Genomic DNA, 23412 nt, shown 5'->3' on the forward strand with positions numbered 1-23412 from the left:
GCACGGTGATACGCGACCTGTCGCTGGTCAGCCGCCAGACCTCGATGTCACCGAGCTTGGGCCTGGCCTCCATCCGCTTGGCGTCGAACGGCCTGCCGTTGATCAGCCAGCCCGTGCCCCCGTGCATGCTGCCGCTGCTGAACTCGAAGTCCCGCGTCACGGTCGCCCTGCCGGGATCGAGCGCCTCCACGGTGGACAACCGTGGCGGCACGGCCGAGTCATCGGCCTCGTTCCTGTCCACCGCGAACCGCATCACCCTGGCCTGCGCGCCCTCCCCGTCCAGGTTCCGCAGCTCCACGTACTGGCCCACCTTGTACGCCGAGAAGTCCACGACCACGTCGGCCCGCTCCCCCGGCGCCAGCCTGACCTGCTTGACGGTCCGCGGCGCGGCCAGCAGCCCGCCATCGCTGCCGATCTGGACCATCGCCCCACCCGTGGACAGTTCGTACGCCCGCGCGTTCGAGGCGTTGCACAACCGCAGCCGATACCGCGCCCTGGCCACCCGCAACTCCGGCCACGGCGCCCCGTTCACCAGGATCACGTCACCGAGCACACCCCCCATGTACGCCTCCCGCACCCCCGGCCGCCCCTCCAGCGCCGGATACAACATGGTGCCGTCGGCCGCGAACGAGCGGTCGCAGATCAGCAGCGGCAGGTCGCGCTCCCCCGCGGGCAGCGGCAGCGCCGCCTCCTCCGCGTCCCCGATCAGGAACATCCCCGCCAGTCCACGCCACACCTGCGGCCCCGTGTAGTCCATGCGGTGGTCGTGGTACCAGAGCGTGGCGGCCCGCTGCTCCAGCGGGAACACGTACTCGCGCGACGCCCCCGGCGCCACCAGGTCCGTCGGGTAGCCGTCCGACTCGGGCGGGGTGTGCCCGCCGTGCAGGTGAAGCACGGTCGGCTCGCCGAGCTGGTTGATCAGCTTCACGACCGTGCGCCGGCCGCTGCGGGCGCGGATGGTGGGGCCGGGGAAGGTGCCGCCGTACCCCCAGATCGGGGTGCGCAGCCCCGGCAGCATCTCCGCCTCGGCCGCCCGCTCGGTCAGCTCGTAGAAGTCCACCCCGCCCGTGCTGCGGACCGGCTTGGCCGCCTCGGGGACCGGCAGCGGCACCGCGTACGGCTTGGGCAGCGCCGCCGCGCTGGTCAGGAGCTGCGGCTGCGGGGTGCCGGCGATCAGCGAGCACCCCTGCGCCCCGGCCGCCGCCACCGCGCCGACCCCGAGCAGCCGCAGCACGTCCCGCCTGCTCGGGGTCATGCCGATCCCGGCCGCGCCATGACTCTGGTGACCGCCATGACTCTGGTGACCGCCATGACTCTGGTGAGCTGCATGACGCCACCGCCGAACAACAACACCCCGAGCGGCAGGTGAACGGTCTTCACATGCGCCATGCCGAGAACCGCCGCCACCACCGTCAACACCAGCAGCCCCGCGGCCGGCCCGATGAACTTGGCGGACCCGCCGCCCGGCCGCCAGACCAGGATCGCGACCACCAGGTGGGCGAGCCCGATGACGGCCAGCGCCATCCCCGAGGCCGCGTGCAGCCCGCGGCCGCCGGGCGACGACAGCAACATGCCCGCCGTCACGGCCTGGAACAGCAGCGCGACGACGTGCAGGACCACCACGGCCCTGAGCACCTGCACGGTCCACGGCGCCTGCGCTGGCCGGGCGGCAAGGGACTGAGCGGTCATGATCGGCCTCCCCGTGCGGTGCGGGCTTGTGCGGCGCCCGCGACCGTGATGCGGATTGTGTCCATGACCGGAATGGTGCCGCCAGGACCCCCCTCCGGTCGTCGTGCGCGGGGAGACTCCTGCCGCTACGACCTGGGATGCAGGATCGCCGGGCGTACATCGCCGGTAGTAGCGCCGAACTCCGCCCTGGCGCTGACGAAAGCGTCCGGACAAGGCTCTAATGTGCAGGAATGAGCTCTGCGCACACCTGGCGCCCCTTCGCCATGGACGTCGGCTTGGCCGCCGTGGTGGCCGCCATGTTGTCGCTCACCGTGATCGCCACCCCGGCCGCCGGCGCCCTCGACCTCGTGGCCGTCCTGATCGGCTCGGCCGCACTCGTCGTCTGGCGCCGCGCGCCGCTGGTGACGCTGGCGATCGGCACGGTCTGCATGCTCGTGTACGCGGGACACGCCCAGCCGGGCCCGCCCGCCGCCTTCCCCGTGCTCGTGGCCGTCTTCGGCGCGGTCAGAGCCGGTTACCGGCTGCTGCCCGCCCTGGCCGGCGCCGTCTTCCTGGGCGCCAGCCTGGCCGCGAACCTGGCCGACGCCGCCGGCAGCGACTCGCAGGTGGTCGTCCAGCAGACGACGCTGCTGCTTGGGTGGTTCCTGGCGGCCGGGGTGACGGGGACGGTGACCAGGCACCGGCAGGCGTACGTGGAGGCGGCAGAACAACGCGCCCTGGAGGCAGAGCGCACCCGCGAGGAGGTCGCCCGCCGCCGCGCCGGTGAGGAGCGGCTGCGGATCGCCAGGGAGTTGCACGACTCGCTCACCCACAGCATCTCGGTCATCAAGGTGCAGGCGGGGGTGGCCGTGCATCTGGCGCGCAAGCGGGGCGACGAGGTGCCCGCCGCGCTGCTGGCCATCCAGGAGGCCGGCGCCGACGCCATGCGCGAACTGCGCGCGACGCTGGAGGTGCTGCGCGAGGACGACCCCCCGGAGAACAGCGCAGAAGACGGCGCCGAAGACGAGGCTGCGGACGGCTCGGCGGACGAACAGCGGGCCAGCGGGCTCGACCGGCTCGACGATCTCGTGGACCGGGCCCGCTCGACCGGCCTGCCCGCCACGGTGACGGTCTCCGGCGCGCGCCGGGAGTTGCCCGCCGAGGTGGACAGGGCCGCGTACCGGATCGTCCAGGAGGCGCTCACGAACGTCTCCAGGCACGCGGGCGGGGCCGCCGCCACCGTGCGCATCGACTACGGCGGCGAGGAGTTGGTCGTGCAGGTGGACGACGACGGCGAGGCCAGCCAGGACGCGCCCCCCGTGCCGGGGGTGGGCCTGCTCGGCATGCGCGAGCGCGTCACGGCGCTCGGCGGCCGGCTGCGGGCCGAGCCCCGCACGGAGGGCGGCTTCACCGTACGCGCGTCGCTCCCGCTGCGTGAACCGTCGGGCGAGACCCTGGGGAGGTCATCGTGATCCGTGTGCTGCTCGTGGACGACCAGGCGCTCATCCGCGGCGGTTTCCGCGCCCTGCTGGAGGCCGAGGACGACATCGAGGTGGTGGCCGAGGCCGCGAACGGCGAGCAGGCCCTCGCCCTGGCCCTGCAACACCTCCCGGACGTGGCTCTCATCGACGTGCAGATGCCGGTGATGGACGGAATCGAGGCGACCCGGCGCATCGCCTCGGACGAGCGCCTGAGCGGCGTACACGTGGTGATCCTGACCAACTACGGCCTCGACGAGTACGTCTTCAACGCGCTCAGGGCGGGCGCCGGTGGCTTCCTGGTCAAGGACACCGAGCCCGCCGACCTGCTGCAGGGCGTCAGGGTGGCGGCCCGCGGCGACGCCCTGCTGTCGCCCGCGATCACCCGCCGCCTGATCGGCGAGTACGTCGCCCGCCGCCCCCAGCCGGACCACGGGGGCCTGGACGTGCTGACCAACCGCGAACGCGAGGTGACAGCCCTGGTGGCCCGCGGCCTGTCCAACGACGAGATCGCCGCGCACATGGTGATCAGCCCGACCACCGCCAAGACCCACGTCAGCCGGGCGATGACCAAGCTGCGTGCCCGCGACCGCGCCCAGCTCGTCGTCTTCGCCTACGAGTCCGGCCTCGTCACCCCACGGGCGGGTCGCTGAGCCCGTCGCCGGGGGGTTCGTGGTGGAATGATCCTCGGGAGGCTACGTGAACATCATTTCGCGCGGTTTTCGGGGGAAACGCAGAGACGCGGGCGACCGGCTGCCGCCGGGCCAATACCTGGTGGACGACTTCCCGGTGCTCTCGGCGGGGCCGACACCGCGGGTCCCGCTGGACCGGTGGGAGTTCGCCATCGACACCGAGGCGGAGCAGACGCATCGGTGGTCGTGGGAGGAGCTCATGGCGCTGCCCCGCCAGACGCCCACGGTGGACATCCACTGCGTCACCAAGTGGTCGAAGCTGGACACCGCCTGGGAGGGCGTCTCCCTGGACGTGCTCTTCGAGAACGTGGAGACGGCGGCCGAGTACGCGCTGGTCTACTCCTACGGCGGCTACACCACGAACCTGCCGCTGGAGGACCTGCTCGACGGCAAGGCGTGGATCGTGCACCGCTTCGACGGCGAGGACCTGGAGCCCCGGCACGGCGGCCCGGCCCGGCTGATCGTCCCGCACCTGTACTTCTGGAAGTCGGCCAAGTGGGTACGCGGCATCCGGCTGCTGAACGAGGACTGGCCCGGCTTCTGGGAGACCGCCGGATACCACAACTACGGCGACCCGTGGCGCGAGCAGCGCTACGAGGGCGACTAGGGTGCCCCGCCTGGTCTGGCGGCGGGCCGAGCTGGTCGGCGGCACCGCCGAGAGCGCCGGCGCGCGCACGCTGCGCTTCCTGGTGCCCGGCTGGCCGGGGCATCTGGCGGGCCAGCACGTGGACGTGCGGCTGACGGCCGAGGACGGCTACACGGCGCAACGCAGCTACTCGCTGGCCGCGCCCGCCGACGGGGATCTCGTCGAGCTGACCGTGGAGATCGTGCCGGACGGGGAGGTGTCGCCGTACCTGACGGAGGAGATCCAGGCCGGCGACCAGGTCGAGATCCGGGGCCCGGTGGGCGGCTGGTTCGTCTGGCGGCCCGCGAGCGTGACGCCGGTGCTGCTGGTCGGCGGCGGGTCGGGGATCGTGCCGCTGATGGCCATGATCAGGGCGCGCAGGCAGGCGGGCAGCCCCGCGCCGTTCCGCCTGCTGTACTCCCTGCGCGCGCCCGAACGCGGCTACTACGCCGACGAGCTGCGCCGCCCGGACCCCGGCCTCGACATCACCTACCTCTACACCAGGTCGGTGCCGGAGGGCCTGTCCCGCCCGGCGGGCCGGATCATGCTGGACGACCTGGCCGAGGGCGGCTGGCCGGCCGCCTCGGAGCCCGACTGCTACGTGTGCGGGCCGACCGGATTCGTGGAGGCGGCGGCCGACCTGCTGCTCGCCCTCGGGCACGCCCCCGAACGCATCAGAACCGAACGTTTCGGTCCCACCGGAGGCTGACATGACCGCAGAACACCTGGACGGCAACGCGCTGGCGGGCCCGCTGGGCGAGCTCTTCGCCGTGGACGTGACCGCCGCGATCGGCCGCTGCGCGAGCTGCGGCCTGACCGGCCCGGTCGCCTCCCTGCGCGTCTACGGCCCGGACCCCGGCCTGGTGGCCCGCTGCCCGGGCTGCGACGAGGTCGTGCTCAGGCTCGTCCGCGGCCCCGGCACGGCCTGGCTCGACCTCCGCGGCACGGTCTCCCTGCGGGTCAGCCTGCCCGACTGAGCTTGGAGCGCGTCAGAAGTGCCAGGGGAAGGGCGACCAGTCGGGCTCGCGCTTGTCCAGGAACGAGTCGCGCCCCTCGGCCGCCTCGTCCGTCATGTACGCCAGCCGCGTCGCCTCGCCCGCGAACACCTGCTGCCCCACCAGCCCGTCGTCGACGGCGTTGAAGGCGAACTTGAGCATCCGCTGCGCGGTGGGCGATTTGCCGTTGACCTTGCGGGCCCACTCGAGAGCCGTCGTCTCCAGCTCCTCGTGCGGCACCACGGCGTTGACCATGCCCATGCGATGGGCGTCGGCCGCCGTGTAGGTCTCACCGAGGAAGAAGATCTCCCTGGCGAACTTCTGCCCGACCTGCCGCGCCAGGTACGCCGACCCGAACCCCCCGTCGAAGCTGGCCACGTCGGCGTCGGTCTGCTTGAACCGGGCGTGCTCGGCGCTGGCCAAGGTGAGGTCGGCCACGACGTGCAGGCTGTGCCCGCCGCCCGCCGCCCAGCCGGGAACCACGCAGATCACGATCTTGGGCATGAACCGGATCAGCCGCTGCACCTCCAGGATGTGCAGGCGCCCGGTCGAGGGGGTGCCGTCGGCGTACTGGTAGCCGTCCTTGCCCCTGATGCGCTGGTCGCCGCCGGAGCAGAAGGCCCACCCGCCGTCCTTGGGCGAGGGGCCGTTGCCGGTCAGCAGCACGCAGCCGACGTCGGTGCTCTGCCTGGCATGGTCGAACGCGCGGTAGAGCTCGTCCACGGTCTGCGGCCGGAAGGCGTTGCGGACCTCCGGCCGGTTGAACGCGATGCGCACGGTGCCCTGATCCACTGCACGGTGGTAGGTGATGTCGGTGAAGTCGAATCCCTCGACCGCCTGCCACGCCTTGGGATCGAACAGCTCGGAGACCATGGCCGGAAGCCTAACGGATCTGGCTTTCGGCCCATTCGGCCCACTCCCGTTGCCCCTTGGCCAGACGCAGGCCGTATTCGAGGGCGAGGCGACCGTACACCGACAGGTTGTCCTGGCCTGCCTCCACGAACTCGCGCATGCCCTCCATGCGCTCCAGTTGCTTGCCTGCCAGCTCGGCCTGCTCCCGCAGGTAGCCGCGGGCCTGCTCGGGCGAGATCTCGGCCAGGAAGAACACCCGCAGCAACATGTCGCTGCGGGCCACCCTCGTCGGCTCGACCTCGGTGATCCAGCGCCGCAGCTCGGCCAGGCCCGCCTCGGTGACCGCGTATTCCTTGCGGCCCCGCGGGCCCTCCGCCACCACGTCCACCAGGCCCGCCTCGGCCAGCTTGCCCAGCTCGGTGTAAAGCTGGCTCTGCGTGGCCGGCCACACGTTGGCGAGCGAGACGTCGAACAGCTTCAGCAGGTCGTATCCGCTCGCGGGCCCCTCGGAAAGCAGTCCAAGCACGGCGTGTCGAAGGCTCATATTCCTATATTGACATATCTCGACAGGAGGTTCTACCGTCGACATGTCATCGTAGGAATGTCGAAGGAGTCACCCCCATGCCCGGCCTGCTCGGTTTCCTCCCCTGGATCGCCTACGCCTTCGTCGCGACCAGCGACGAGTGGCGCTGGGGCGCGATCACCGGCCTCGTCATCGCCCTCGCTCTCGTGGCCCTCGACCGCAGGTCCGGCAAGTCCTGGGACATGATGGTGATCGAGACCAGCGCGGTGACCTTCTTCGCGCTGCTCACGGCGGTGTCGCTGCTCGCCCCCGACTCGCCGCTCACCCCGTACGGCCCCGCGCTCGTCAACGTCTGGCTGGCCGGCACGGCCTGGGGTTCGCTGGCCATCCGCAAGCCGTTCACGCTCGGGATCGCGCGCACGATGGCGCCCAAGGAGGTCTGGGAGACCCCGGAGTTCTACCGCGTCAACGCGATCATCACCACGGTGTGGGCGGTGGCCTTCACCGCCGCCGCGATCTCCCTGGCCTTCGTGCTCGCCGCCGCGCCCCACGCGACCACGCTCGTCATCACCGTCAAGGTGCTCTCGTTCGTCCTGCCCGCCGCCTTCACCGTCTGGTACCCCAAGCACGTGCGGCGGGCACTCGCTAAGTGACCTCGGCCCGCAGCTCCGCGAGCAGTTCACCCTGGTCGGCCAGCATGTCGGTAAGGATGCGCCGGGCGGCGCCCAGCAGGTCGGCCAGCTCCGGCGTGGCCAGCGTGTACACCACGGTGCTGCCCTCCCGGATGGCGCTCACGATCCCCGCTCTGCGCAGGACGGCGAGCTGCTGGGAGAGGCTCGAAGCCTCGATGTCGATCTGGGCCAGAAGTTCCCTGACGGGAAGCGGCCCTTCCTGGAGTAGCTCCAACACTCGGATGCGAGCGGGGTGGCCGAGAGTTCGGAAGAAGTCGGCCTTGGCCTGGTAGACCTCCACGTGCATATTGGCCAGACTAATCCAGTGCGGTTGCATAATTCTTCAAGTCGTAACGTTGTTGGATAGCATGACAGCGGGGACTAGGGAGTAGCCATGGGCCGAGGAAGAGCCAAGGCGAAGCAGACGAAGGTCGCTCGCCAGCTGAAGTACACCAACCACAGTATCGACTACGACCGGCTTCGCGAGGAGCTCGGCACTGACGCGGGCAGCGAGGAGATTCATCCGCCCGCGCCATCTGACCAGGAGTCCGAGCGCGGGCGTTGACACGCGCCGGCTCGCGGGTTCCACGGTGACGTTCTTCGCCCGCCTGGTCTCCGGCGCCTGATCGGGCGCCAGGAGTTCCAGGCGGTCGGCACGTCAAGAAAGACGATGCGCACCTCTGCCCGAAGAGGCATCCTGGGCGAGAGGCACGGTTCGGCGTACCATCCGACCGTGATCCATCGCGTGGCACCGTCGCGGCAAAGGTCTCTCCTGTGAGGAATGTCACCGGCGGGGCTGGGCAAGATCCCCGGTGACGAGGAGATCAAGACATGCGCGTAGGAATCGTGGGTTCCGGAAGGCTGGGCTCGCCGCTCGGCCGCCTGCTCGCGGTGGCGGGCCACGACGTGTTCTTCAGCGACGCCGACCCCGCCCGTGCGGCGGCCGCCGCGGCGAGAGCCGCCGACGGCCACGCCCGTGGCGGGTCGCCGATCGAGGCCATGCGGTTCGGCGAGGTCGTCATCATGGCGGTCGGGTGGGAGGCGTTCCCTGCGGTCGTGGCGGAGCTCGGCGTGGCGCTCGCGGGCAAGATCGTCGTGGATCCCAGCAACCCGATCGGCGAGCGTGACGGCGCGGCCGTGGTGGTGGCGGTGCCTGACGGGCTGACCAGTCCGCAGTACCAGCAGCACGTGCTCGGCGCCGAGGTGCGCCTGGTACGCACGTTCAACACCAAATACCCCAACGAGCTGCTGGAGCTGGGCACCGTGGGCCAGCGGGGCGGAGCGCGGGCCGACATGCCCTACTGGGGCGACGACGACGGCGCCAAGAAGGCCGTGGTGCCGCTCATCGAGGACGCCGGGTTCACCGCCATCGACGGCGGCGGCCTGTCCGAGTCTCTCTGATCGGGCGGCGTCCCTCCGATCAGACGGCGCACGAGATCAGGCGGCGTCCCTCAGATCAGGCGGCGCACGAGTCGTGCGTGGCGTCGAAGCCCTTGATCGCCTCGGTGTCGTCCGTCCGCAGAGGCTTGAGGCCCTTCCAGTCGTCCCCGACGACCAGGATCAGCCGGTTGGTCTGGGCGGCGGGCACCGCACGCGTAGCGGCCTTCTGGAGGTCGTTGGTAAGCGTGGGCACGCGGGTCTCGCCGTTCGGGCCGTAGAAGAGCGTGGTCCTCGCCTGCGGCTTGCGTTCGGTGTCGCCGATCTTGGCGATGTGGTAGCCGCGCTGCTCCAGGTAGGCGGCCACCTCGGTGGCCAGCCCCGAGCGCCAGGTGCCGTTGCGCAGCTCGATCTGGATCTTCGAGCGGCCCACCTTGGCCTGGCCGCCCTTGACGCCGTCGACGCTCTGGTCCTTGGCCACGATCTGGAAGAGCCGTCCCGCCTGCGGCTCCACCCACTCGACCCGGCCCGGCTGGGTGAGCGAGTAGTGCCACGGGGTGGTGATGAAGTGGATCTTGCCGGCGTCGAGCCCCTGAAGGCTGGTCGCCAGGTCCTTCATGACGCCGACGGACAGGCCGCGGTCGGTGGTGACGGCCTGGGTGCCCGCGTCGAGGATGGCGAACAACTTGGCGGGGTCGGTGAGCGTCTCGCCGCTCATCGCCTTCTTGGCCATCGAGGCGATGAACATCTGCTGCCGCTGGATGCGCCCGATGTCGGAGCCGTCGCCGAGGCTGTAGCGGGCGCGTACGTAGCCGAGCGCCTGCTCGCCGTTGAGCGTCTGCTTGCCCGCGGGCAGGTGCAGGAGGGCCTTCTTGTCGTTGACCGGCTCGGACAGGCAGACCTCGACGCCGCCGACGGCGTTCACGATGCCCTTGAAGCCGGTGAAGTCGACCTTCACGAAGTGGTCGATGCGCACGTGGGTGAGCGACTCGACCGTCTTCCACGTGCAGCCGATGCCGCCGGAGTTGAACGACTCGTTGATCATGCCGAGGTGCGCGTGCTGCCCGGGGAAGCCGGTGGTGGCCCGGCAGGCGGGAAGCTGGACGAGCGAGTCGCGCGGGAAGCTGACGACCATCGCGCCGTCGCGCTGGGACGACACGTGCACCAGCATGATCGTGTCGGTGCGCTCGCCCGCGACCCGGCCGTACTTGGCGTTCTTGCCGTCGCGCTGGTCGGAGCCGACGACCAGGACGTTCATCGCGGTGCCCGCGACCTTCGGCGGGCGGGTGGCGCCCAGGTCCTCGGCGGTGACGTCGATGTGCTTGACGTTGCCGGTCAGCTTGACGATCACACCGACCGTCACACCGGCGGCCAGGAGGACCACGGCCACCACGGCCGCGATCACCCAGCGCAGCCAGGGACGGCGAGGTCGCCGCGGCGGCGCGCCCGGCTGGGAAGGGGGCGCGTCGACAAGCCCGCTGCTCACGTGACTCCAACAGGGACGGGGCCGAGGGCCGCCGCCCATGGCCAAGAGCCTCGCCGTACAGATCTCGGCCGTTGAACGTGCCCGAGTGTACTCAGTCGGGCACGTTCACGTGTCCTCGTCCAGGAAGCCGTCAGCGACAGGCGATGCCGATCGGCGCCGCCACCGTGCGGTGGCGCAGGTAGTGGTCGATGGCGTGCGGGGAGTCGCGGTTCTCCACCTCGACCTGACTCAGCGGGGTGCCCCACGTGGTGGCCAGCGGGTGGCCGAGCGCGACGACGTCGTTCACGTCGTACGTGGTCAGCCACCGCACACCCGGATGTTTCGTCCCCTTGGCCAGCAGGTTGCGCTGGATCGTGGGCATCCCGAGCGGCGAGCCGGCCGTCACCCAGAACGCGACCCGCCGCCGTACCGACTCGTCCACCAGCAGATCCCTGGCCACGACCGTCCCCAGGCTGTGCGAGACCAGCACGAGGGCGCCCGAGGCGGGCAGGAAGCGGCGTACCTCGTTGAGCACCGGCTGGCGGCCGTGGCTGAGGTACACGGCGACGTCCTGGAGGAAGATCTTGATGATCTCCTTGTCCACGCTCGTGTGCTGGGAGACCCAGGCGAGCATGCGCCGCGCCAGCGCCCACGACAGGACGTCCTCGATGCCCATCATCACCGCCGGCGGCGCGCCCGCGGTCAGGGCCATGTCCGCGAGGAGCCCGCGCTCGATCTCACCGACGTCCTGGGGAAGGAAGGGGTGGAAGGGCACCTCCTCGCTCGCGGCGGCGGGCAGGGGTTCCAGCACGTCGGCGCGCTTGGCCACCTCTGCGGTGACCTTGTGCAGGACGTTGCCGTAGTAGGGCAGCACGCTCCGCGTGTCCAGCGGGGTGCCGAGCCCGGCGGCCAGCGCGGTGCGCCACTCCTGCAGCAGCACCTTCGGGTCCATGCCCTCCTGGCCGCGCCCGTGGATGAACACGATCGTCGTCATGGCCATCCCCTCCATCCCATGAGGGCGTCAGCGTAGGCACGGCCCTTCCCGGGAGCGCCTCAGGGTGCGTATAAGAGGAAGCCCTAGACCTGGGGCCCTTGGCAGACTGGGGCCATGCGGATCAAGATTCCCGAGGCGTTGACCGAGTCGCTCGTGCATTACGACGGCGAGGCGGGGCGCGCGTGGGCCGAGGGGCTGCCCGCGCTGGCCGAGCGCTATTTCGACGAGTGGGACCTGCGCCCCGACGGCGAGCCGGGGCACGGGGTGTGCGCCCTCGTGCTGCCCGTGCTCCGGGCCGACGGCACCAGGGGCGCGCTCAAGCTCCAGCCCGTCAACGAGGAGACCGCCGACGAGGCCTTGGCGCTGCGCACCTGGGCGGGTGACGGCTGCGTGCGGCTGCTCGACGCGGACCCCGAGACCGGCACCATGTTGCTCGAACGGCTGGAGGCCGGCCGGTCCCTGGCCGGTGTGCCCGACGTCATGAAGGCCCTGGAGGTCCTGACCGGCCTGCTGCGCGGCCTGGTGGCGCATCCCGCCCCTGAGGGGGTGCGCCGGCTGGGCGACATCGCTCAGGCCATGCTGGAGGACGTGGAGGGCGCCCTGGAGAGGGTGTACCTGATGGAACGGGACCGCTACTGGCTGCGGTGGTGCGCCGCGGCGGTCGCCGAACTCGTCCCCGAACCCGGCGACCGGCTGCTGCACTGGGACCTGCACTACGACAACGTGCTGGCCGCCGACCGGGAGCCGTGGCTGGCCATCGACCCCAAGCCGCTGGCCGGCGACCCGGGGTTCGACCTGCTGCCCGCGCTGCACAACCGGTGGGACGAGGTGGTCACGAGCGGCGACGTGCCGCGGGCGGTGCTGCGGCGCTTCGACCTCATGGTGGACGGGCTCGGCCTCGACCCGCGCAGGGCGGCCGGCTGGACGCTCGGCCGCGTGTTGCAGAACTGCCTGTGGGACGTCAAGGCCGGCGCCGTCGGGCTCAGCGAGATCCAGGTACGGGTCGCGGAGGCCGTGCGGGCTAGATGGTGAGGACGATCTTGCCCTGGCCGTGGCCTGCCTCCATCTCCCGGTGCGCGTCCGCGGCCTCCTCCAGCCGGTACGCCCTGCGTATCGCGAAGGCGAACTCCCCCTCCGCGCAGAGCCTGGCGTAGCGCCCGAGCCGCTCGGCCGTGCGCTCCCCCTGGACCACCTGGACGCCCAGCCCGGCCGCCTTGGCGTGCTCGACCAGCGTGACGACGCGCCCGGGGTTCTCGACCAGTTCGATCGAGACCTCCAGGGCATGGCCGCCGGCGCCGTCCAGGGCCGCGTCCACGCCGCCGGGCGCCAGGGCGCGTACCCGGTCGGCCAGACCGTCCCCGTACACGACCGGGACGGCCCCGAGAGCACGCAGGTAGTCGTGGTTGACCTCGCGGGCGGTGCCGATCACGGTGGCCCCGCGCCGCCTGGCGATCTGCACGGCCGCCGTGCCCACCGATCCGGCCGCGCCGTGGACCAGCAGCGTCTCGCCAGCGGCCAGGCCCAGGCCGTCGATGGCCAGCTCGGCCGTCTGCACGCCCGCGGTCAGCCCGCCGGCCACCTCCCATGGCACGCCCGCGGGCTTGGGGGCCACGTCGGTGCCCGGCACCACCACGTACTCGGCATAGGAGAACAGCTTGGAGAACCCGAGCACCTCGTCGCCCACGGCCACCCCGCTCACGCCCGTGCCCACCTGGTCCACCACGCCGGCGAACTCGTTGCCCGGGATGCGCGGGTAGGACGCCTCCTCGATGTACGGCGGCAACCATCCCGCCCGTACGGCCGTGTCGAACGGCTGCACGCCGGCCGCGCGCACGCGTACCCGCACCTGTCCAGGACCGGCCTGGGGCGCGGGCAGTTCCATCACCTTCAGCACTTCGGGGCCACCGGGCTCGGTGAACGCCGCCGCTCTCATCAGTTCCGTCATGGGTCCGAGCCTGCTACCTCAAGCGTGGTTGAGGTCAAGCGACATGCCGGTTCGGGAACTTTTCTCTTTAGTCGCGCTTTATCTGTATATAGTCCGATAGGACGCGCAGGGGGCACGGGGTACACCGAGGCGGAATGACCGACTTCTTAGACATCGCACTGAGCTTTCCGACTGTTGTTTTCACCTTTCTTCTCGTGGTGGTCGCCGGCTATTGGCTGGCCGTCATCACCGGTCTGTTCGAGCTGGAGGACGACGCCGCGTGGCTGGGACTCGGGGGAGTTCCCGCCGGGGTCGCGCTGTCGCTGCTCATCGCGCTGGCCTGGCTGCTCAGCCTGATCGGCGGCGTGATAGCCAGTGGCGGCCTGCTGATCGCCGTCCCCTTCGCCGCCCTGGCCGGCGCCTGGCTCGCCACGCGGGGCCTGATGGCCCCGTTGCGCAGGCTGTTCCCCGACGGGGACCAGCGCTCGCGCGGCGAGTTCGTCGGCCAGATGTGCGTGATCCGCACGGGCACGGCCACCCCTGACTTCGGCCAGGCCGAGGTCACCTCCGCCGACGGCTCGTCCGCGGTCGTACAGGTACGCACGACCGGTCAGGACCGTCTCGCCCGCGGCGACAACGCACTCATCTTCGAATACGACAAAGACGGCGAATTCTTCTGGGTCATGCCGTACGAAAGTGAGCACTGATGGACGTCATCTCCACCGGGTTCGGCGTATTCCTCGCCGTCATCCTGATTGTCGTGATCGGCCTGCTGTTCGCCATCGGCCGCCTTTTCCGCAAGGTCGAGCAGGGCAAGGCGCTCATCATCTCGAAGGTCAACAGGGTTGACGTCACGTTCACCGGCGCCGTGGTCATGCCCGTCGTCCACAAGGCTGAGATCATGGACATCTCGGTCAAGACCATCGAGATCGAGCGGACCGGCCGTGAGGGCCTGATCTGCCGGGACAACATCAGGGCCGACATCAAGATCACGTTCTTCGTCCGCGTCAACAAGACCGCCGAGGACGTCATCAAGGTCGCCCAGGCCATCGGCACCGCGCGGGCCAGCGACGAGACGACGTTGCAGGTACTGTTCAACGCCAAGTTCTCCGAGGCGCTCAAGACCGCGGGCAAGCATCTCGACTTCGTCGACCTCTACACCAAGCGCGACGAGTTCCGCGACGAGATCATCCGGCTGATCGGCACCGACCTGAACGGTTACAGCCTGGAGGACGCCGCCATCGACTACCTGGAGCAGACCGCTCTGGGGCAGCTCGACAAGAGCAACATCCTCGACGCGCAGGGCATCCGCAAGATCACCGAGCTGACGGCGATCGAGCACGTCCGCACGAACGAGTTCCAGCGCAGCGAGGAGAAGGAGATCACCCGCCAGAACGTGGACGCCCGCGAGGCCATCCTCGAACTGGAGCGCCGCCAGGCCGACGCCGAGCTCAAGCAGCGCCGCGAGATCGAGACGGTCAAGGCCCGCGAGGAGGCGGAGGTCGCCCGCGTGCAGGCCGAGGAGCGGCTGCGCGCCCAGGCCGCGCACATGAAGACCGACGAGGCGCTCGGCGTGCAGAACGAGAACCGGGCCCGGGAGATCGCCGTCGCCGAGAAGAACCGCGAGCGCGTGATCGCCATCGAGACCGAGCGGATCGAGAAGGACCGCATGCTGGAGGTCATCTCGCGCGAACGGGAGACCGAGCTGTCGCGCATCGCGAAGGACAAGGAGGTCGAGACCGAGAAGCGCTCGATCGCCGAGGTCATCAGGGAGCGCATCGCGGTCGACAAGACCGTGGCCGAGCAGGAGGAGTCGATCAAGCGGCTGCGCGTGGTCGAGGAGGCCGAGCGCACCCGCCAGCAGGTGATCATCGCCGCGGAGGCCGAGGCCCAGGAGAACCTGGTCAAGGACATCAAGGCGGCCGAGGCCGCGGAGACCGCCTCCAAGTTCAAGGCCCGCGAGGAGGTCGTGCTGGCCGAGTCCAGGCAGCAGGCCGCCGAGCTGGACGCCCGGGCCAAGATCCGGCTGGCCGAGGGCATCCAGGCCGAGACGGCCGCGGCCGGGCTGGCGCAGGTCCAGGTCAGGGAGCGCGACGCCGAGGCGATCGAGAAGATCGGCCGCGCGGAGGCGATGGTGCTGAAGGAGCGGCTGGCCGCCGAGGCCGGCGGCGCCAAGGCCATGGCGCTGGTCGAGGGCGACCGGCTCAAGGCGCAGGCCGAGGGCGAGACGGCGATGGCGCTGGCCGGGGCCGCCACGGTGGGCGAGAAGCTCAAGGCCGAGGCCGAGGGCCTCACGCTGAAGGCGGCCGCGATGGCGGCGCTGGACGACGCCAGCAGGGGGCACGAGGAGTACCGCCTGCGCCTGGAGGCCGACAAGGAGATCCGCCTCAAGCACATCGACGTCTCCAGGCAGGTGGCCGAGTCGCAGGCGAGCGTGCTGGCCGCCGGGCTGGCCAAGGCCAACATCGACATCGTCGGCGGCGACACGATGTTCTTCGACAGGGTGGTCGGCTCCATCACCGCGGGCAAGGTGGTGGACGGCTTCGTGGACCACTCGGCGGTGGCCGGGGCGATCGTGTCGCCGTACCTCAACGGCACGGCGAGCCTGGCGGCCGACCTGGCGAACGTGGTCGGCGGCGTCAGCACCGAGGACCTCAAGAACCTGACGGTCTCCGCCCTGCTCATGCGGCTCATCCAGGACGGCGGCCCGCAGTCGTCGGCGCTCGGTGAGCTGCTGGAGGCGGCCCGCAGACTCGGCGTGGCCGACTCGCCGGTGGCCGCGCTGGCCGGCGCGAAGTGAGCCCTGTGGCGGCCGAGCTGGAGGCGGGCACGTACGAGGTTCTCAGGAACCGCCTCCAGGCCCAGGCCAAGGCCCTCGCGGCGGCCGCCGCGGCGGTCAACCAGGAGCGGCTGCGCGTCTTCGGCGGGGCGGAGCTGCGCCTGCTGGGGACGGAGCGGATCCGTACGGAGAACAACTGCGTCCCCAGGGACATCGTCTCCCTGGGTGATGTGATGTTGTTCGGCTACAACGTCTTCATCGGGCTCAAGCCGGAGACGACGGTGGCGGACGTGTTCGCGGTGCACCGGTTCTCCAGGGACGGCGACGCCTTCAGGTTCGACGCCGACAAGCTGGAGACGCTGGCGGACCCGGCGTTCACGAAGGACTTCGCCGAGCTGTACCGGTACTACAAGGAGACCAGGCTTCAGCAGCTCCGGCGGGTCGAGGGCAAGCTGCTGGCCGTGTTCCAGACGGGTCCGGGGGACACGCGGGTGTTGCGCTGGGTGGTCAGCAACGGCGGGGTCCCGAAATATCAGGACAACAGGGGGGAGCGGGATCACACGTTCCCCCCGTCCCATGACTTCGAATGGACGCCCACCACCCGCGACGACCACGTCCTCGGCCGCCACCCGCACATCTCCATCGCCGGCGAGGTGTTCGTCGAGACCGTCGGCGGCGACCTCACCATCAAGATCGAGGACAACACGGAGAGCGGGGCCGGCATCTACGCCGAGCCCGTGGCCGAGCCGCTGCAGAGCCTGGCGGACGCCGACGTCGAGTACGCCCGCGTGGGGCCGCTCATCCTCATGCGGATCAGGCCGTACAAGGAGACGGGCTGGCGGCACCTGGTCTTCAACACCCGCACCAAGGCCGTCGTCCGGCTGGACGGCATCGGCCAGGCCTGTCAGCGGCTGCCCGAGGACCAGGGGCTGATCTTCCCCGGCGGCTACTACCTGGCGACCGGGATCAGCAAGACGTTCGACACCGACGTGAGCGACCTGGAGTTCGAGCGGGTGGTGCGCTCGCCCAACGGCGAGGACGTCCTGTACGTCTTCCACGCCAGGGGCGACGGGCGCTCGTTGTTGCTGCCGTACAACGTGATCAGGAAGGAGGTGGCCAACCCCATCGTCTGCCACGGGTACTCGTTGTTCGACGACGGCACGATGGTGGTCTTCCGCGCCACCTCCGAGGAGCCGACCCGGGTGCACCCGATGCAGGTGTGGCAGACGCCGTACGTCTCGGACACCTACGCCGCCGCCCAGCCCGCCGGGACCGGGCCGCTCGAACGCATCGGCAACGCCGACCTCGTCCGCGGCATCTCCGAGTGCCTGTCCGTCGCGCGGATGGTGGCGGAGATGGCGCCTTCCGCGGGCACCTTCGAGGGCCTGATCGCCGCCTGCACGCGGACGTTCGACTCCTACCACTGGCTCGGCGAGCACGGCCTGCTCACGCCGCTCACCGACGTGCGCGCCACCGCCGAGCAGGTCCTCGACGAGTACGAGAACGTCGAGCAGCTCACCCGCCAGGCCGACAGGACCCTGGCCGCGGCGACGGAGGAGACCGCCCAGCTCGTACGCCGTTCCACGGCGGAGGACCCCGTCACCGCCGACGCCTGGGTCACCCTCCTGGCCACGCTGCGCCGCGCCCAGGGTCGCCTGGTGACGTTGCGCGAGGTCCGCTACATCGATCTGAACGCCCTGGACGCGCTGTCCGCCTCGGTGGTGGAGTCGGTGGGCTCGGCCGGGGAGCGGGCCGTCGCGTTCCTCTCCGGGCAGGACGCGTTCACCGCCTACCACGCGGCCGTCGAGGGCCTCGCCTCCGAGGCCGCCGCGATCGCCACCGTGGCCGGGGCCGGGCCCGTGGCCGACCGGCTGGCGGAGCAGGCCGAGGGCCTGGAGGTGGTCACGGAGGTCGTCGGGTCGCTGGACATCGGCGACGCCACCGTACGCACCTCGATCCTCGGCCGCATCGCCGAGGTCCTAGGAGGCGTGAACCGGGCCAGGGCCATCCTGGACGGGCGGCGGCGCGAGCTGCTGGGCTCGGAGGGCCGGGCCGCGTTCGCCGCCGAGTTCGCCCTGCTCGGGCAGGCCGTCACGGGCGCGCTGGCCATGGCGGACTCGCCGGACAAGTGCGACGAACAGCTCGGACGGCTGATGCTCCAGGTCGAGAACCTGGAGTCCCGCTTCGGCGAGTTCGACGACTTCGCCACGCGGCTCGCGGCCAAGCGGGACGAGGTCTACGAGGCCTTCTCCGGCCGCAAGCAGACCCAGCTCGACGACCTGGCCCGCCGCGCCGACCGCGTCTTCTCCTCGGCCGGGCGCATCCTGGGCGGCATCACCCGCCGGCTGGCCACGCTGTCGTCCCTGGACGAGGTCAACACCTACTTCGCGACCGACCCGATGGTGGCCAAGGTCCGCTCCGCGGCCGGCGAGCTGCGGGGGCTCGGGGACGCCGTACGGGCAGAAGAGCTGGACGGACGCGTCATGGCGGCCCAGCAGGAGGCCGGTCGGTCGCTGCGGGACCGGCTGGACCTGTTCTCCGACGGGGGCGAGACGCTCCGGCTGGGCCATCACCGGTTCGCCGTCAACACCCAGCCGATCGACCTGACCCTGGTGCCGCACGACCGCACGATGTCCTTCGCCATCACCGGCACCGACTACCGCTCCCCCGTGCCCGCCTCGTTCGCCGATACCCAGCCCTTCTGGGAGCAGCTGCTGGTCTCGGAGACCGCCGAGGTCTATCGCGGCGAATACCTGGCCGCCTCCCTCCTGGACTCGGCCGCTCCTGGGACCGCGCTCGATGACCTGGTACGCCAGGCGGCCTCGTCCCGCTATGACGAGGGCTACGAGCGCGGGGTCCACGACCACGACGCCACGGCCATCCTGGACACGCTGGTGCGGCTGCGGGAAGGCGCCGGCCTGCTGCGTTATCCGGCCGCGGTCCGGGCCGCGGCGCAGCTCTTCTGGGCGTTCGGCGTGGAGGAGGTTTCACGTAAAACATTGACCACCCGGGCCGTGTCACTCGTCCGCGCCCGCACGGTCTTCGGCCTCACCCCCGCCCTGGGCTCCCTGGCCGACGAGCTGGGCGCCTTGATCGCGCAGTTCGGGGCGGAGCTGTCGCTGGACACGACGTGGAGTCTGGCGGGCGAGTACCTGGTCGAGGAGCTGGGCACCGCCCCCGCCGGTTTCGTCACCGGCAAGGCGGCCCGCGACGTCCTGGACGGCTTCAGAAACGCCCTCGGCTCCACGAAGATGCGCGCGTTCGAGGACGACCTCAAGGCGCTGCCCCTCCCCGAGCGCCTTCAGCTGGCCACCGCCTGGATGACCGCCTACCACCAGGGCCCGGAGGCGGCCGAGGCGATCGCGGTCATGCTGTGCGACCTGCCCCGCCACGACTCCAGCGCCACCACCACCGAGACCGTGAACGGCCTCCTGGGCGCCCACCCCCGCATCCAGGACCGCAAGCTGGAGATCCGCCTGGACGAGCTGCTCACCAGGACCCGTCACTTCGCGCACGAACGCGTCCCGGCGTTCCGGGCCTACCAGCGGCGCAGGGGCGAGCTGGTCGAGGCGGAGCGCAGGCGGTTGCGGCTGGAGGAGTACAAGCCGAAGGTCATGAGCGCCTTCGTCCGCAACAGGCTGCTCGACGAGGTGTACCTGCCGCTGATCGGCGACAACCTGGCCAAGCAGCTCGGCGCGGCGGGCGCGGGCAAGCGCACCGACCAGATGGGCCTGCTCCTGCTCATCTCCCCGCCCGGCTACGGCAAGACGACCTTGATGGAGTACGTGGCCAGCCGCCTCGGACTGGTCTTCGTCAAGGTGAACGGCCCGGCCCTGGGACACGAGGTGACCTCGCTGGACCCGGCGGACGCGCCCGACGCGACGGCCAGGCAGGAGGTGGAGAAGATCTCGTTCGCGCTGGAGACCGGCAACAACACGCTGCTCTACCTGGACGACATCCAGCACACCTCGCCGGAGCTGCTGCAGAAGTTCATCTCCCTGTGCGACGCCCAGCGCCGCATCGAGGGCGTCTGGAACGGCCGCACACGAACGTACGACCTGCGCGGGAAGCGGTTCGCGGTGTGCATGGCGGGCAACCCGTACACCGAGTCGGGCACGCGGTTCCGCATCCCCGACATGCTGGCCAACCGGGCCGACGTGTGGAACCTGGGCGACGTGTTGTCGGGCAGGGGCGAGCTGTTCGCGCTGAGCTACGTGGACAACGCGCTCACCTCCAACCCCGTGCTCGCGCCGCTGTCCGGAGGCGACCGGTCTGACGTGGAGCTGCTGGTGCGCCTGGCGAAGGGCGACACGACCGTCCAGCCCGACCAGCTCGCTCACCCCTACACCAAGCCGGAGCTGGACCAGATCCTCAGCGTGCTGGCCAAGATCGTCCGCGTCCAGGAGGTCGTCCTGGCCAACAACCAGGCCTACATCGCCTCCGCCGCCCAGTCGGACGCCGCCCGCACCGAGCCCCCGTACCGGCTGCAGGGCTCCTACCGGAACATGAACAAGCTGGCCGAGCGCATCGTCCCCGCCATGAACGACGACGAGCTGGAAGCGGTGATCGACGATCACTACGTGGGCGAGGCCCAGACGCTGACCTCGGACGCCGAGGCGAACCTGCTCAAGCTGGCCGAACTGCGCGGCCGCCTGACGCCCGCCCAGGCGGCGCGCTGGGCGGAGGTCAAGGCCGCCTACCTCAAGTCCAAGGCCCTCGGCGGGGCGGAGGACGACCCGATGGTGCGGGCGGTGGGCGCGATCGGGCTGCTGGCGGACCGGGTGGGCGAGGTCGGCTCGGCGATCAAGGATTCGGGCCGCTGAGACCTGCGGGTCACTGCTCGGTCAGTGCCTGGGTGGCCTCGCGTTGCAGGGCGGTGGAGCGTTGTAGCCAGTCGAGGACCAGCGCCAGCTCCTCGTCGGTGTAGCGCTCGTGCAGGTCTGACAGGGCCGCCACGAACGGCTCGAACAGATCCGAGAACCCGGCCAGCTGCTCGTGGTTGATCTCGACGATGACCCGCCGCCGGTCCTTCGTGTCGCGTACGCGCCGCACGAGCCACTTGGCCTCCAGCCGGTCGATCAGCCCGCTGACCGTGGCCGGGGCCAGCCCCGCGTGCTGCGCGATCTCCCCCGCCGTCAGCGGCCCGAGGCGTTGCAGCAGGTCGAGCGTCTTCTCCTCGGTCATGCCCAGGCCGAGGCGCTGGCCCATGGCGCTGTGATACATGACGGCGGCGTTGCTGCTGTCCCGCCCCGCCATGCTGAGCGCCTCCAGCAAATTCTTTCGCTTGTCCGAAATATCTCTCGACACCGCCCACCTCCTCCACATATATTTCGTTCGACCGAACGAAAGGTTATCACCATGAAGGCTCTGATCATAGGTTGCGGCATCGGCGGCCCCGTCACCGCGATGGCACTGCGCGAGGTGGGCATCGAGGCCGAGATCTTCGAGGCGTACGGGCAGGGCGCCGAGGACGTGGGCTCGTTCCTGAACATCGCCTCCAACGGCCTGGCCGCGCTGCGCACGCTCGGCGCGCACCGGCAGGTCCTGGCGTCGGCCATCCCGACCCCGCGCATGGTCATGTGGAGCGGCTCGGGCAAGCGGCTCGGCGAGGTGGCCAACGGTCTGCGGCTCGACGACGGCACCGTGAGCCACACCGTCCTGCGATCCGACCTCTACCGGACCATCCGCGACGAGGCCGGGCAGCGCGGCATCCGGATCTCCTACGGCAAGCGCATGACGAGCTACGAGGACACCGGAACCGCGGTGACGGCCAGGTTCGAGGACGGCACGGAGGCCACCGGCGACCTGCTGATCGCCTGCGACGGCGTGCACTCCCGCACCCGCGCGCTGCTCGACCCGCAGGCCCCCGCGCCCCGCTACAGCGGCCTGTACAGCTTCGGCGGGATCGTCAAGGACGCGGGCGTGACGGGCGAGCCCGGCGTGTACAACATGGTCTTCGGCAAGCGTGCGTTCTTCGGTTACTCGGTGGCCGAATCGGGCGAGACGTGGTGGTTCGCGAACCTGCCCCGGCAGCTCGGCGACGTGCCGCAGGACTGGAAGCCCGTGCTGGTCAAGGCGTTCGAGGACGACGCGAACTTCTCGGCCGACCTCATCGCCCGCGGCGAGGTCGAGCTGGCCCTGCCGGTCCACGACCTGCCGCCGGTGCCCGTGTGGCACCGCGGCCGGGTCCTGCTGACCGGCGACGCCGCGCACGCCACCTCGCCCAGCTCCGGCCAGGGCGCGTCACTGGCCATCGAGGACGCGATCGTGCTGGCCAGGTGCCTGCGTGACAGCGGCGGGCACGAGGAGGCGTTCGAGCGCTTCGAGGCCGAGCGGCGGCCCCGGGCGGAGCGGGTGGTGGCCTACTCCAGGACGATCAGCAACAGCAAGGCCGCGGGCCCGGTCGCCCGGGTCTTCCGCGACCTCATGCTGCCGATCTTCCTGAAGAAGAGCGCGAGCCAGGAGTCACTCGCCTGGATGTACCGCTACCAGGCGAGCCTGTGACACCGCCTCGGAAGTGGCGGGCACCAGCGGCAGGCGTACGTCCGGGGTCGGGATCAGGCCCTGGGCGTGCAGGACCCCCTTGATCACGGTCGGGTTGGGCTCGGCGAACAGCGCCGCGGAGAGCCGGGCCAGCCGGCTCCCGAGCTGCCTGGCCCGCTCCACATCCCCGGCGCGCCAGGCGTCCGCCAGGTCGACGAAGCTCCTGGTCTCCAGGTGCGCGGAGGCGAGGATGCCGCCCGCCGCCCCCAGCGCGAGCAGCGGCGAGACGAACGCGTCGTCCCCGCCCATCACGTCGAACCCCTCGGGCAGGTCCCCGAGCAACTCGACGGTGTCCTGATCGATCCCGCCGACCGCGTACTTCACCCCCGCGATGTTCGGGTGCCGCCCCAGCCGCCGCAGCGCGCCGGCGCCGACGGCCTGCCCGGTCCTGTAGGGGATGTGGTAGATGATCAGCGGCACCGGCGACTCCTCCGCCAGCGCCTCGAAGTGCGCGATGACCCCGCGCTCACCGGGCCGCAGGAAGTACGGAACCGTGACCAGCGCCGCGTGGACCCCGGAAGGCAACTCCCGCAGGGCCCGGGCCGTCGAGCGCGTGTCGTTGCCCGTCAGCCCCACCGTCAGCAGCGCCGACCGCTCCTCGCAGACCCGCGCGCACACCTCGATCACCTGTGCCCGCTCCGCGGGGTCGAGCGCGGCCACCTCGCCGGTGGTGCCCAGCGCGACCAGCCCGGCGGCGCCCTGGTCGAGCACGTGGTGGGCGAGCTTCTCGATCGCGTCCACGGCCACCGCGCCCGACGAGTCGAACGGCGTGACCAGCGGTACATGGATTCCTCTGAACATGCTTCGAGCCTGACGCCCCGGACCC

General features: G+C 70.8%; 23 protein-coding genes. 13 read left to right on the plus strand and 10 right to left on the minus strand.

Annotated features, from left to right (window positions below; genetic code table 11):
• The coding region (locus ACFPZ3_RS04380) for a multicopper oxidase family protein (protein ID WP_379512624.1) at positions 1-1255 on the minus strand (1255 nt) is incomplete at its 3' end.
• A complete protein-coding gene (locus ACFPZ3_RS04385; protein ID WP_379512625.1) occupies positions 1252-1689 on the minus strand; it encodes a hypothetical protein in 438 nt (145 codons plus the stop codon). The genes ACFPZ3_RS04385 and ACFPZ3_RS04380, both read right to left, overlap by 4 nt.
• A 230-nt stretch (positions 1690-1919) precedes the next feature.
• Between ACFPZ3_RS04385 and ACFPZ3_RS04390 the strand changes: the two genes are divergently transcribed.
• From ACFPZ3_RS04390 to ACFPZ3_RS04410, 5 genes are read left to right on the plus strand one after another with little or no spacing between them, the layout of a single operon-like run.
• On the plus strand, positions 1920-3140 hold the full coding sequence (locus ACFPZ3_RS04390) for a sensor histidine kinase (RefSeq protein ID WP_379512626.1): 1221 nt from the start codon (positions 1920-1922) through the stop codon (positions 3138-3140).
• Positions 3137-3799, plus strand: coding sequence for a response regulator (locus ACFPZ3_RS04395; RefSeq protein ID WP_379512627.1), 663 nt, complete (start codon positions 3137-3139; stop codon positions 3797-3799). The genes ACFPZ3_RS04390 and ACFPZ3_RS04395 overlap by 4 nt, the downstream gene beginning before the upstream one ends.
• A gap of 46 nt (positions 3800-3845) precedes the next feature.
• A complete protein-coding gene (locus ACFPZ3_RS04400; protein WP_379512628.1) occupies positions 3846-4445 on the plus strand; it encodes a sulfite oxidase-like oxidoreductase in 600 nt (199 codons plus the stop codon).
• A 1-nt stretch (position 4446) separates the two neighbouring features.
• The gene (locus tag ACFPZ3_RS04405; RefSeq protein WP_379512629.1) at positions 4447-5172 is read left to right on the plus strand and encodes a ferredoxin reductase; all 726 of its coding nucleotides are present in this window, start codon (positions 4447-4449) and stop codon (positions 5170-5172) included.
• Between the two features lies 1 nt (position 5173).
• Positions 5174-5440, plus strand: a complete 267-nt coding sequence (locus ACFPZ3_RS04410) for a DUF6510 family protein (RefSeq protein WP_379512630.1) — start codon at positions 5174-5176, stop codon at positions 5438-5440.
• 12 nt (positions 5441-5452) lie between these two features.
• Here the strand turns inward: ACFPZ3_RS04410 and ACFPZ3_RS04415 are convergent, their stop codons facing one another.
• The gene (locus tag ACFPZ3_RS04415) at positions 5453-6331 is read right to left on the minus strand and encodes a 1,4-dihydroxy-2-naphthoyl-CoA synthase (RefSeq protein ID WP_379512631.1); all 879 of its coding nucleotides are present in this window, start codon (positions 6329-6331) and stop codon (positions 5453-5455) included.
• Between the two features lie 10 nt (positions 6332-6341).
• Positions 6342-6854: a PadR family transcriptional regulator gene (locus tag ACFPZ3_RS04420; protein WP_379512632.1), complete on the minus strand. Its 513-nt coding sequence runs from the start codon at positions 6852-6854 to the stop codon at positions 6342-6344.
• 77 nt (positions 6855-6931) lie between these two features.
• Between ACFPZ3_RS04420 and ACFPZ3_RS04425 the strand changes: the two genes are divergently transcribed.
• Complete coding sequence (locus tag ACFPZ3_RS04425; protein ID WP_379512633.1) at positions 6932-7486, plus strand: hypothetical protein; 555 nt, start codon at positions 6932-6934, stop codon at positions 7484-7486.
• Here the strand turns inward: ACFPZ3_RS04425 and ACFPZ3_RS04430 are convergent.
• Positions 7479-7811: an ArsR/SmtB family transcription factor gene (locus ACFPZ3_RS04430; RefSeq protein WP_379512634.1), complete on the minus strand. Its 333-nt coding sequence runs from the start codon at positions 7809-7811 to the stop codon at positions 7479-7481. The two genes, ACFPZ3_RS04425 and ACFPZ3_RS04430, sit on opposite strands and share 8 nt — an antisense overlap.
• An 87-nt stretch (positions 7812-7898) precedes the next feature.
• Between ACFPZ3_RS04430 and ACFPZ3_RS04435 the strand changes: the two genes are divergently transcribed.
• Both ACFPZ3_RS04435 and ACFPZ3_RS04440 read left to right on the plus strand, forming a co-directional pair.
• Complete coding sequence (locus ACFPZ3_RS04435) at positions 7899-8069, plus strand: DUF3073 domain-containing protein (RefSeq protein ID WP_379512635.1); 171 nt, start codon at positions 7899-7901, stop codon at positions 8067-8069.
• Between the two features lie 266 nt (positions 8070-8335).
• Complete coding sequence (locus ACFPZ3_RS04440; protein WP_379512636.1) at positions 8336-8905, plus strand: NADPH-dependent F420 reductase; 570 nt, start codon at positions 8336-8338, stop codon at positions 8903-8905.
• A 55-nt stretch (positions 8906-8960) separates the two neighbouring features.
• Here ACFPZ3_RS04440 and ACFPZ3_RS04445 read toward each other — a convergent pair whose 3' ends face one another.
• Both ACFPZ3_RS04445 and ACFPZ3_RS04450 read right to left on the minus strand, forming a co-directional pair.
• A complete protein-coding gene (locus ACFPZ3_RS04445) occupies positions 8961-10367 on the minus strand; it encodes an LCP family protein (protein ID WP_379512637.1) in 1407 nt (468 codons plus the stop codon).
• A 130-nt stretch (positions 10368-10497) separates the two neighbouring features.
• On the minus strand, positions 10498-11340 hold the full coding sequence (locus ACFPZ3_RS04450; RefSeq protein WP_379512638.1) for a lipase family protein: 843 nt from the start codon (positions 11338-11340) through the stop codon (positions 10498-10500).
• 114 nt (positions 11341-11454) lie between these two features.
• Here ACFPZ3_RS04450 and ACFPZ3_RS04455 point away from each other — a divergent pair, with 114 nt between their 5' ends.
• Positions 11455-12372 (plus strand): aminoglycoside phosphotransferase family protein, encoded by a 918-nt coding sequence (locus ACFPZ3_RS04455; protein WP_379512639.1) that lies wholly within the window; start codon positions 11455-11457, stop codon positions 12370-12372.
• Here ACFPZ3_RS04455 and ACFPZ3_RS04460 read toward each other — a convergent pair.
• Complete coding sequence (locus ACFPZ3_RS04460) at positions 12362-13285, minus strand: NADP-dependent oxidoreductase (RefSeq protein ID WP_379512640.1); 924 nt, start codon at positions 13283-13285, stop codon at positions 12362-12364. The genes ACFPZ3_RS04455 and ACFPZ3_RS04460 overlap by 11 nt on opposite strands.
• A gap of 134 nt (positions 13286-13419) precedes the next feature.
• Here ACFPZ3_RS04460 and ACFPZ3_RS04465 point away from each other — a divergent pair, with 134 nt between their 5' ends.
• The 3 genes from ACFPZ3_RS04465 to ACFPZ3_RS04475 are packed head-to-tail and all read left to right on the plus strand — an operon-like array spanning position 13420 to position 20866.
• Positions 13420-13971, plus strand: coding sequence for a hypothetical protein (locus ACFPZ3_RS04465; RefSeq protein ID WP_379512641.1), 552 nt, complete (start codon positions 13420-13422; stop codon positions 13969-13971).
• Positions 13971-16064: a flotillin family protein gene (locus ACFPZ3_RS04470; RefSeq protein WP_379512642.1), complete on the plus strand. Its 2094-nt coding sequence runs from the start codon at positions 13971-13973 to the stop codon at positions 16062-16064. The genes ACFPZ3_RS04465 and ACFPZ3_RS04470 overlap by 1 nt, the downstream gene beginning before the upstream one ends.
• Positions 16061-20866 carry a DNA repair ATPase gene (locus ACFPZ3_RS04475; RefSeq protein ID WP_379512643.1) on the plus strand — a complete coding sequence of 1602 codons (4806 nt, stop codon included), beginning with the start codon at positions 16061-16063 and terminating at the stop codon, positions 20864-20866. The genes ACFPZ3_RS04470 and ACFPZ3_RS04475 overlap by 4 nt, the downstream gene beginning before the upstream one ends.
• Positions 20867-20876: 10 nt before the next feature.
• Here ACFPZ3_RS04475 and ACFPZ3_RS04480 read toward each other — a convergent pair whose 3' ends face one another.
• On the minus strand, positions 20877-21350 hold the full coding sequence (locus tag ACFPZ3_RS04480; RefSeq protein ID WP_379512644.1) for a MarR family winged helix-turn-helix transcriptional regulator: 474 nt from the start codon (positions 21348-21350) through the stop codon (positions 20877-20879).
• Positions 21351-21401: 51 nt separating this feature from the next.
• On the opposite strand from ACFPZ3_RS04480, the gene ACFPZ3_RS04485 reads away from it, so the two are divergent.
• Positions 21402-22547, plus strand: a complete 1146-nt coding sequence (locus ACFPZ3_RS04485; protein ID WP_379512645.1) for an FAD-dependent oxidoreductase — start codon at positions 21402-21404, stop codon at positions 22545-22547.
• On the opposite strand, the gene ACFPZ3_RS04490 is transcribed toward ACFPZ3_RS04485, so the two are convergent.
• Entirely contained in the window at positions 22509-23387 is an 879-nt protein-coding gene (locus tag ACFPZ3_RS04490; RefSeq protein ID WP_379512646.1) for a 4-hydroxy-tetrahydrodipicolinate synthase family protein, read from the minus strand. The two genes, ACFPZ3_RS04485 and ACFPZ3_RS04490, sit on opposite strands and share 39 nt — an antisense overlap.
• Between the last annotated feature and the right edge of the window lie 25 nt (positions 23388-23412).

This window comes from Nonomuraea insulae, assembly GCF_042656245.1.

What these genes read in the sequence shown, in the direction of transcription:
- ACFPZ3_RS04385 (WP_379512625.1), bottom strand. Translation starts at nt 1,689, where the DNA reads ATGACCGCTCAGTCCCTTGCCGCCCGGCCAGCGCAGGCGCCGTGGACC.
- ACFPZ3_RS04390 (WP_379512626.1), top strand. Translation starts at nt 1,920, where the DNA reads ATGAGCTCTGCGCACACCTGGCGCCCCTTCGCCATGGACGTCGGCTTG.
- ACFPZ3_RS04410 (WP_379512630.1), top strand. Translation starts at nt 5,174, where the DNA reads ATGACCGCAGAACACCTGGACGGCAACGCGCTGGCGGGCCCGCTGGGC.
- ACFPZ3_RS04415 (WP_379512631.1), bottom strand. Translation starts at nt 6,331, where the DNA reads ATGGTCTCCGAGCTGTTCGATCCCAAGGCGTGGCAGGCGGTCGAGGGA.
- ACFPZ3_RS04420 (WP_379512632.1), bottom strand. Translation starts at nt 6,854, where the DNA reads ATGAGCCTTCGACACGCCGTGCTTGGACTGCTTTCCGAGGGGCCCGCG.
- ACFPZ3_RS04425 (WP_379512633.1), top strand. Translation starts at nt 6,932, where the DNA reads ATGCCCGGCCTGCTCGGTTTCCTCCCCTGGATCGCCTACGCCTTCGTC.
- ACFPZ3_RS04430 (WP_379512634.1), bottom strand. Translation starts at nt 7,811, where the DNA reads ATGCACGTGGAGGTCTACCAGGCCAAGGCCGACTTCTTCCGAACTCTC.
- ACFPZ3_RS04435 (WP_379512635.1), top strand. Translation starts at nt 7,899, where the DNA reads ATGGGCCGAGGAAGAGCCAAGGCGAAGCAGACGAAGGTCGCTCGCCAG.
- ACFPZ3_RS04440 (WP_379512636.1), top strand. Translation starts at nt 8,336, where the DNA reads ATGCGCGTAGGAATCGTGGGTTCCGGAAGGCTGGGCTCGCCGCTCGGC.
- ACFPZ3_RS04450 (WP_379512638.1), bottom strand. Translation starts at nt 11,340, where the DNA reads ATGACGACGATCGTGTTCATCCACGGGCGCGGCCAGGAGGGCATGGAC.
- ACFPZ3_RS04455 (WP_379512639.1), top strand. Translation starts at nt 11,455, where the DNA reads ATGCGGATCAAGATTCCCGAGGCGTTGACCGAGTCGCTCGTGCATTAC.
- ACFPZ3_RS04460 (WP_379512640.1), bottom strand. Translation starts at nt 13,285, where the DNA reads ATGACGGAACTGATGAGAGCGGCGGCGTTCACCGAGCCCGGTGGCCCC.
- ACFPZ3_RS04465 (WP_379512641.1), top strand. Translation starts at nt 13,420, where the DNA reads ATGACCGACTTCTTAGACATCGCACTGAGCTTTCCGACTGTTGTTTTC.
- ACFPZ3_RS04470 (WP_379512642.1), top strand. Translation starts at nt 13,971, where the DNA reads ATGGACGTCATCTCCACCGGGTTCGGCGTATTCCTCGCCGTCATCCTG.
- ACFPZ3_RS04485 (WP_379512645.1), top strand. Translation starts at nt 21,402, where the DNA reads ATGAAGGCTCTGATCATAGGTTGCGGCATCGGCGGCCCCGTCACCGCG.
- ACFPZ3_RS04490 (WP_379512646.1), bottom strand. Translation starts at nt 23,387, where the DNA reads ATGTTCAGAGGAATCCATGTACCGCTGGTCACGCCGTTCGACTCGTCG.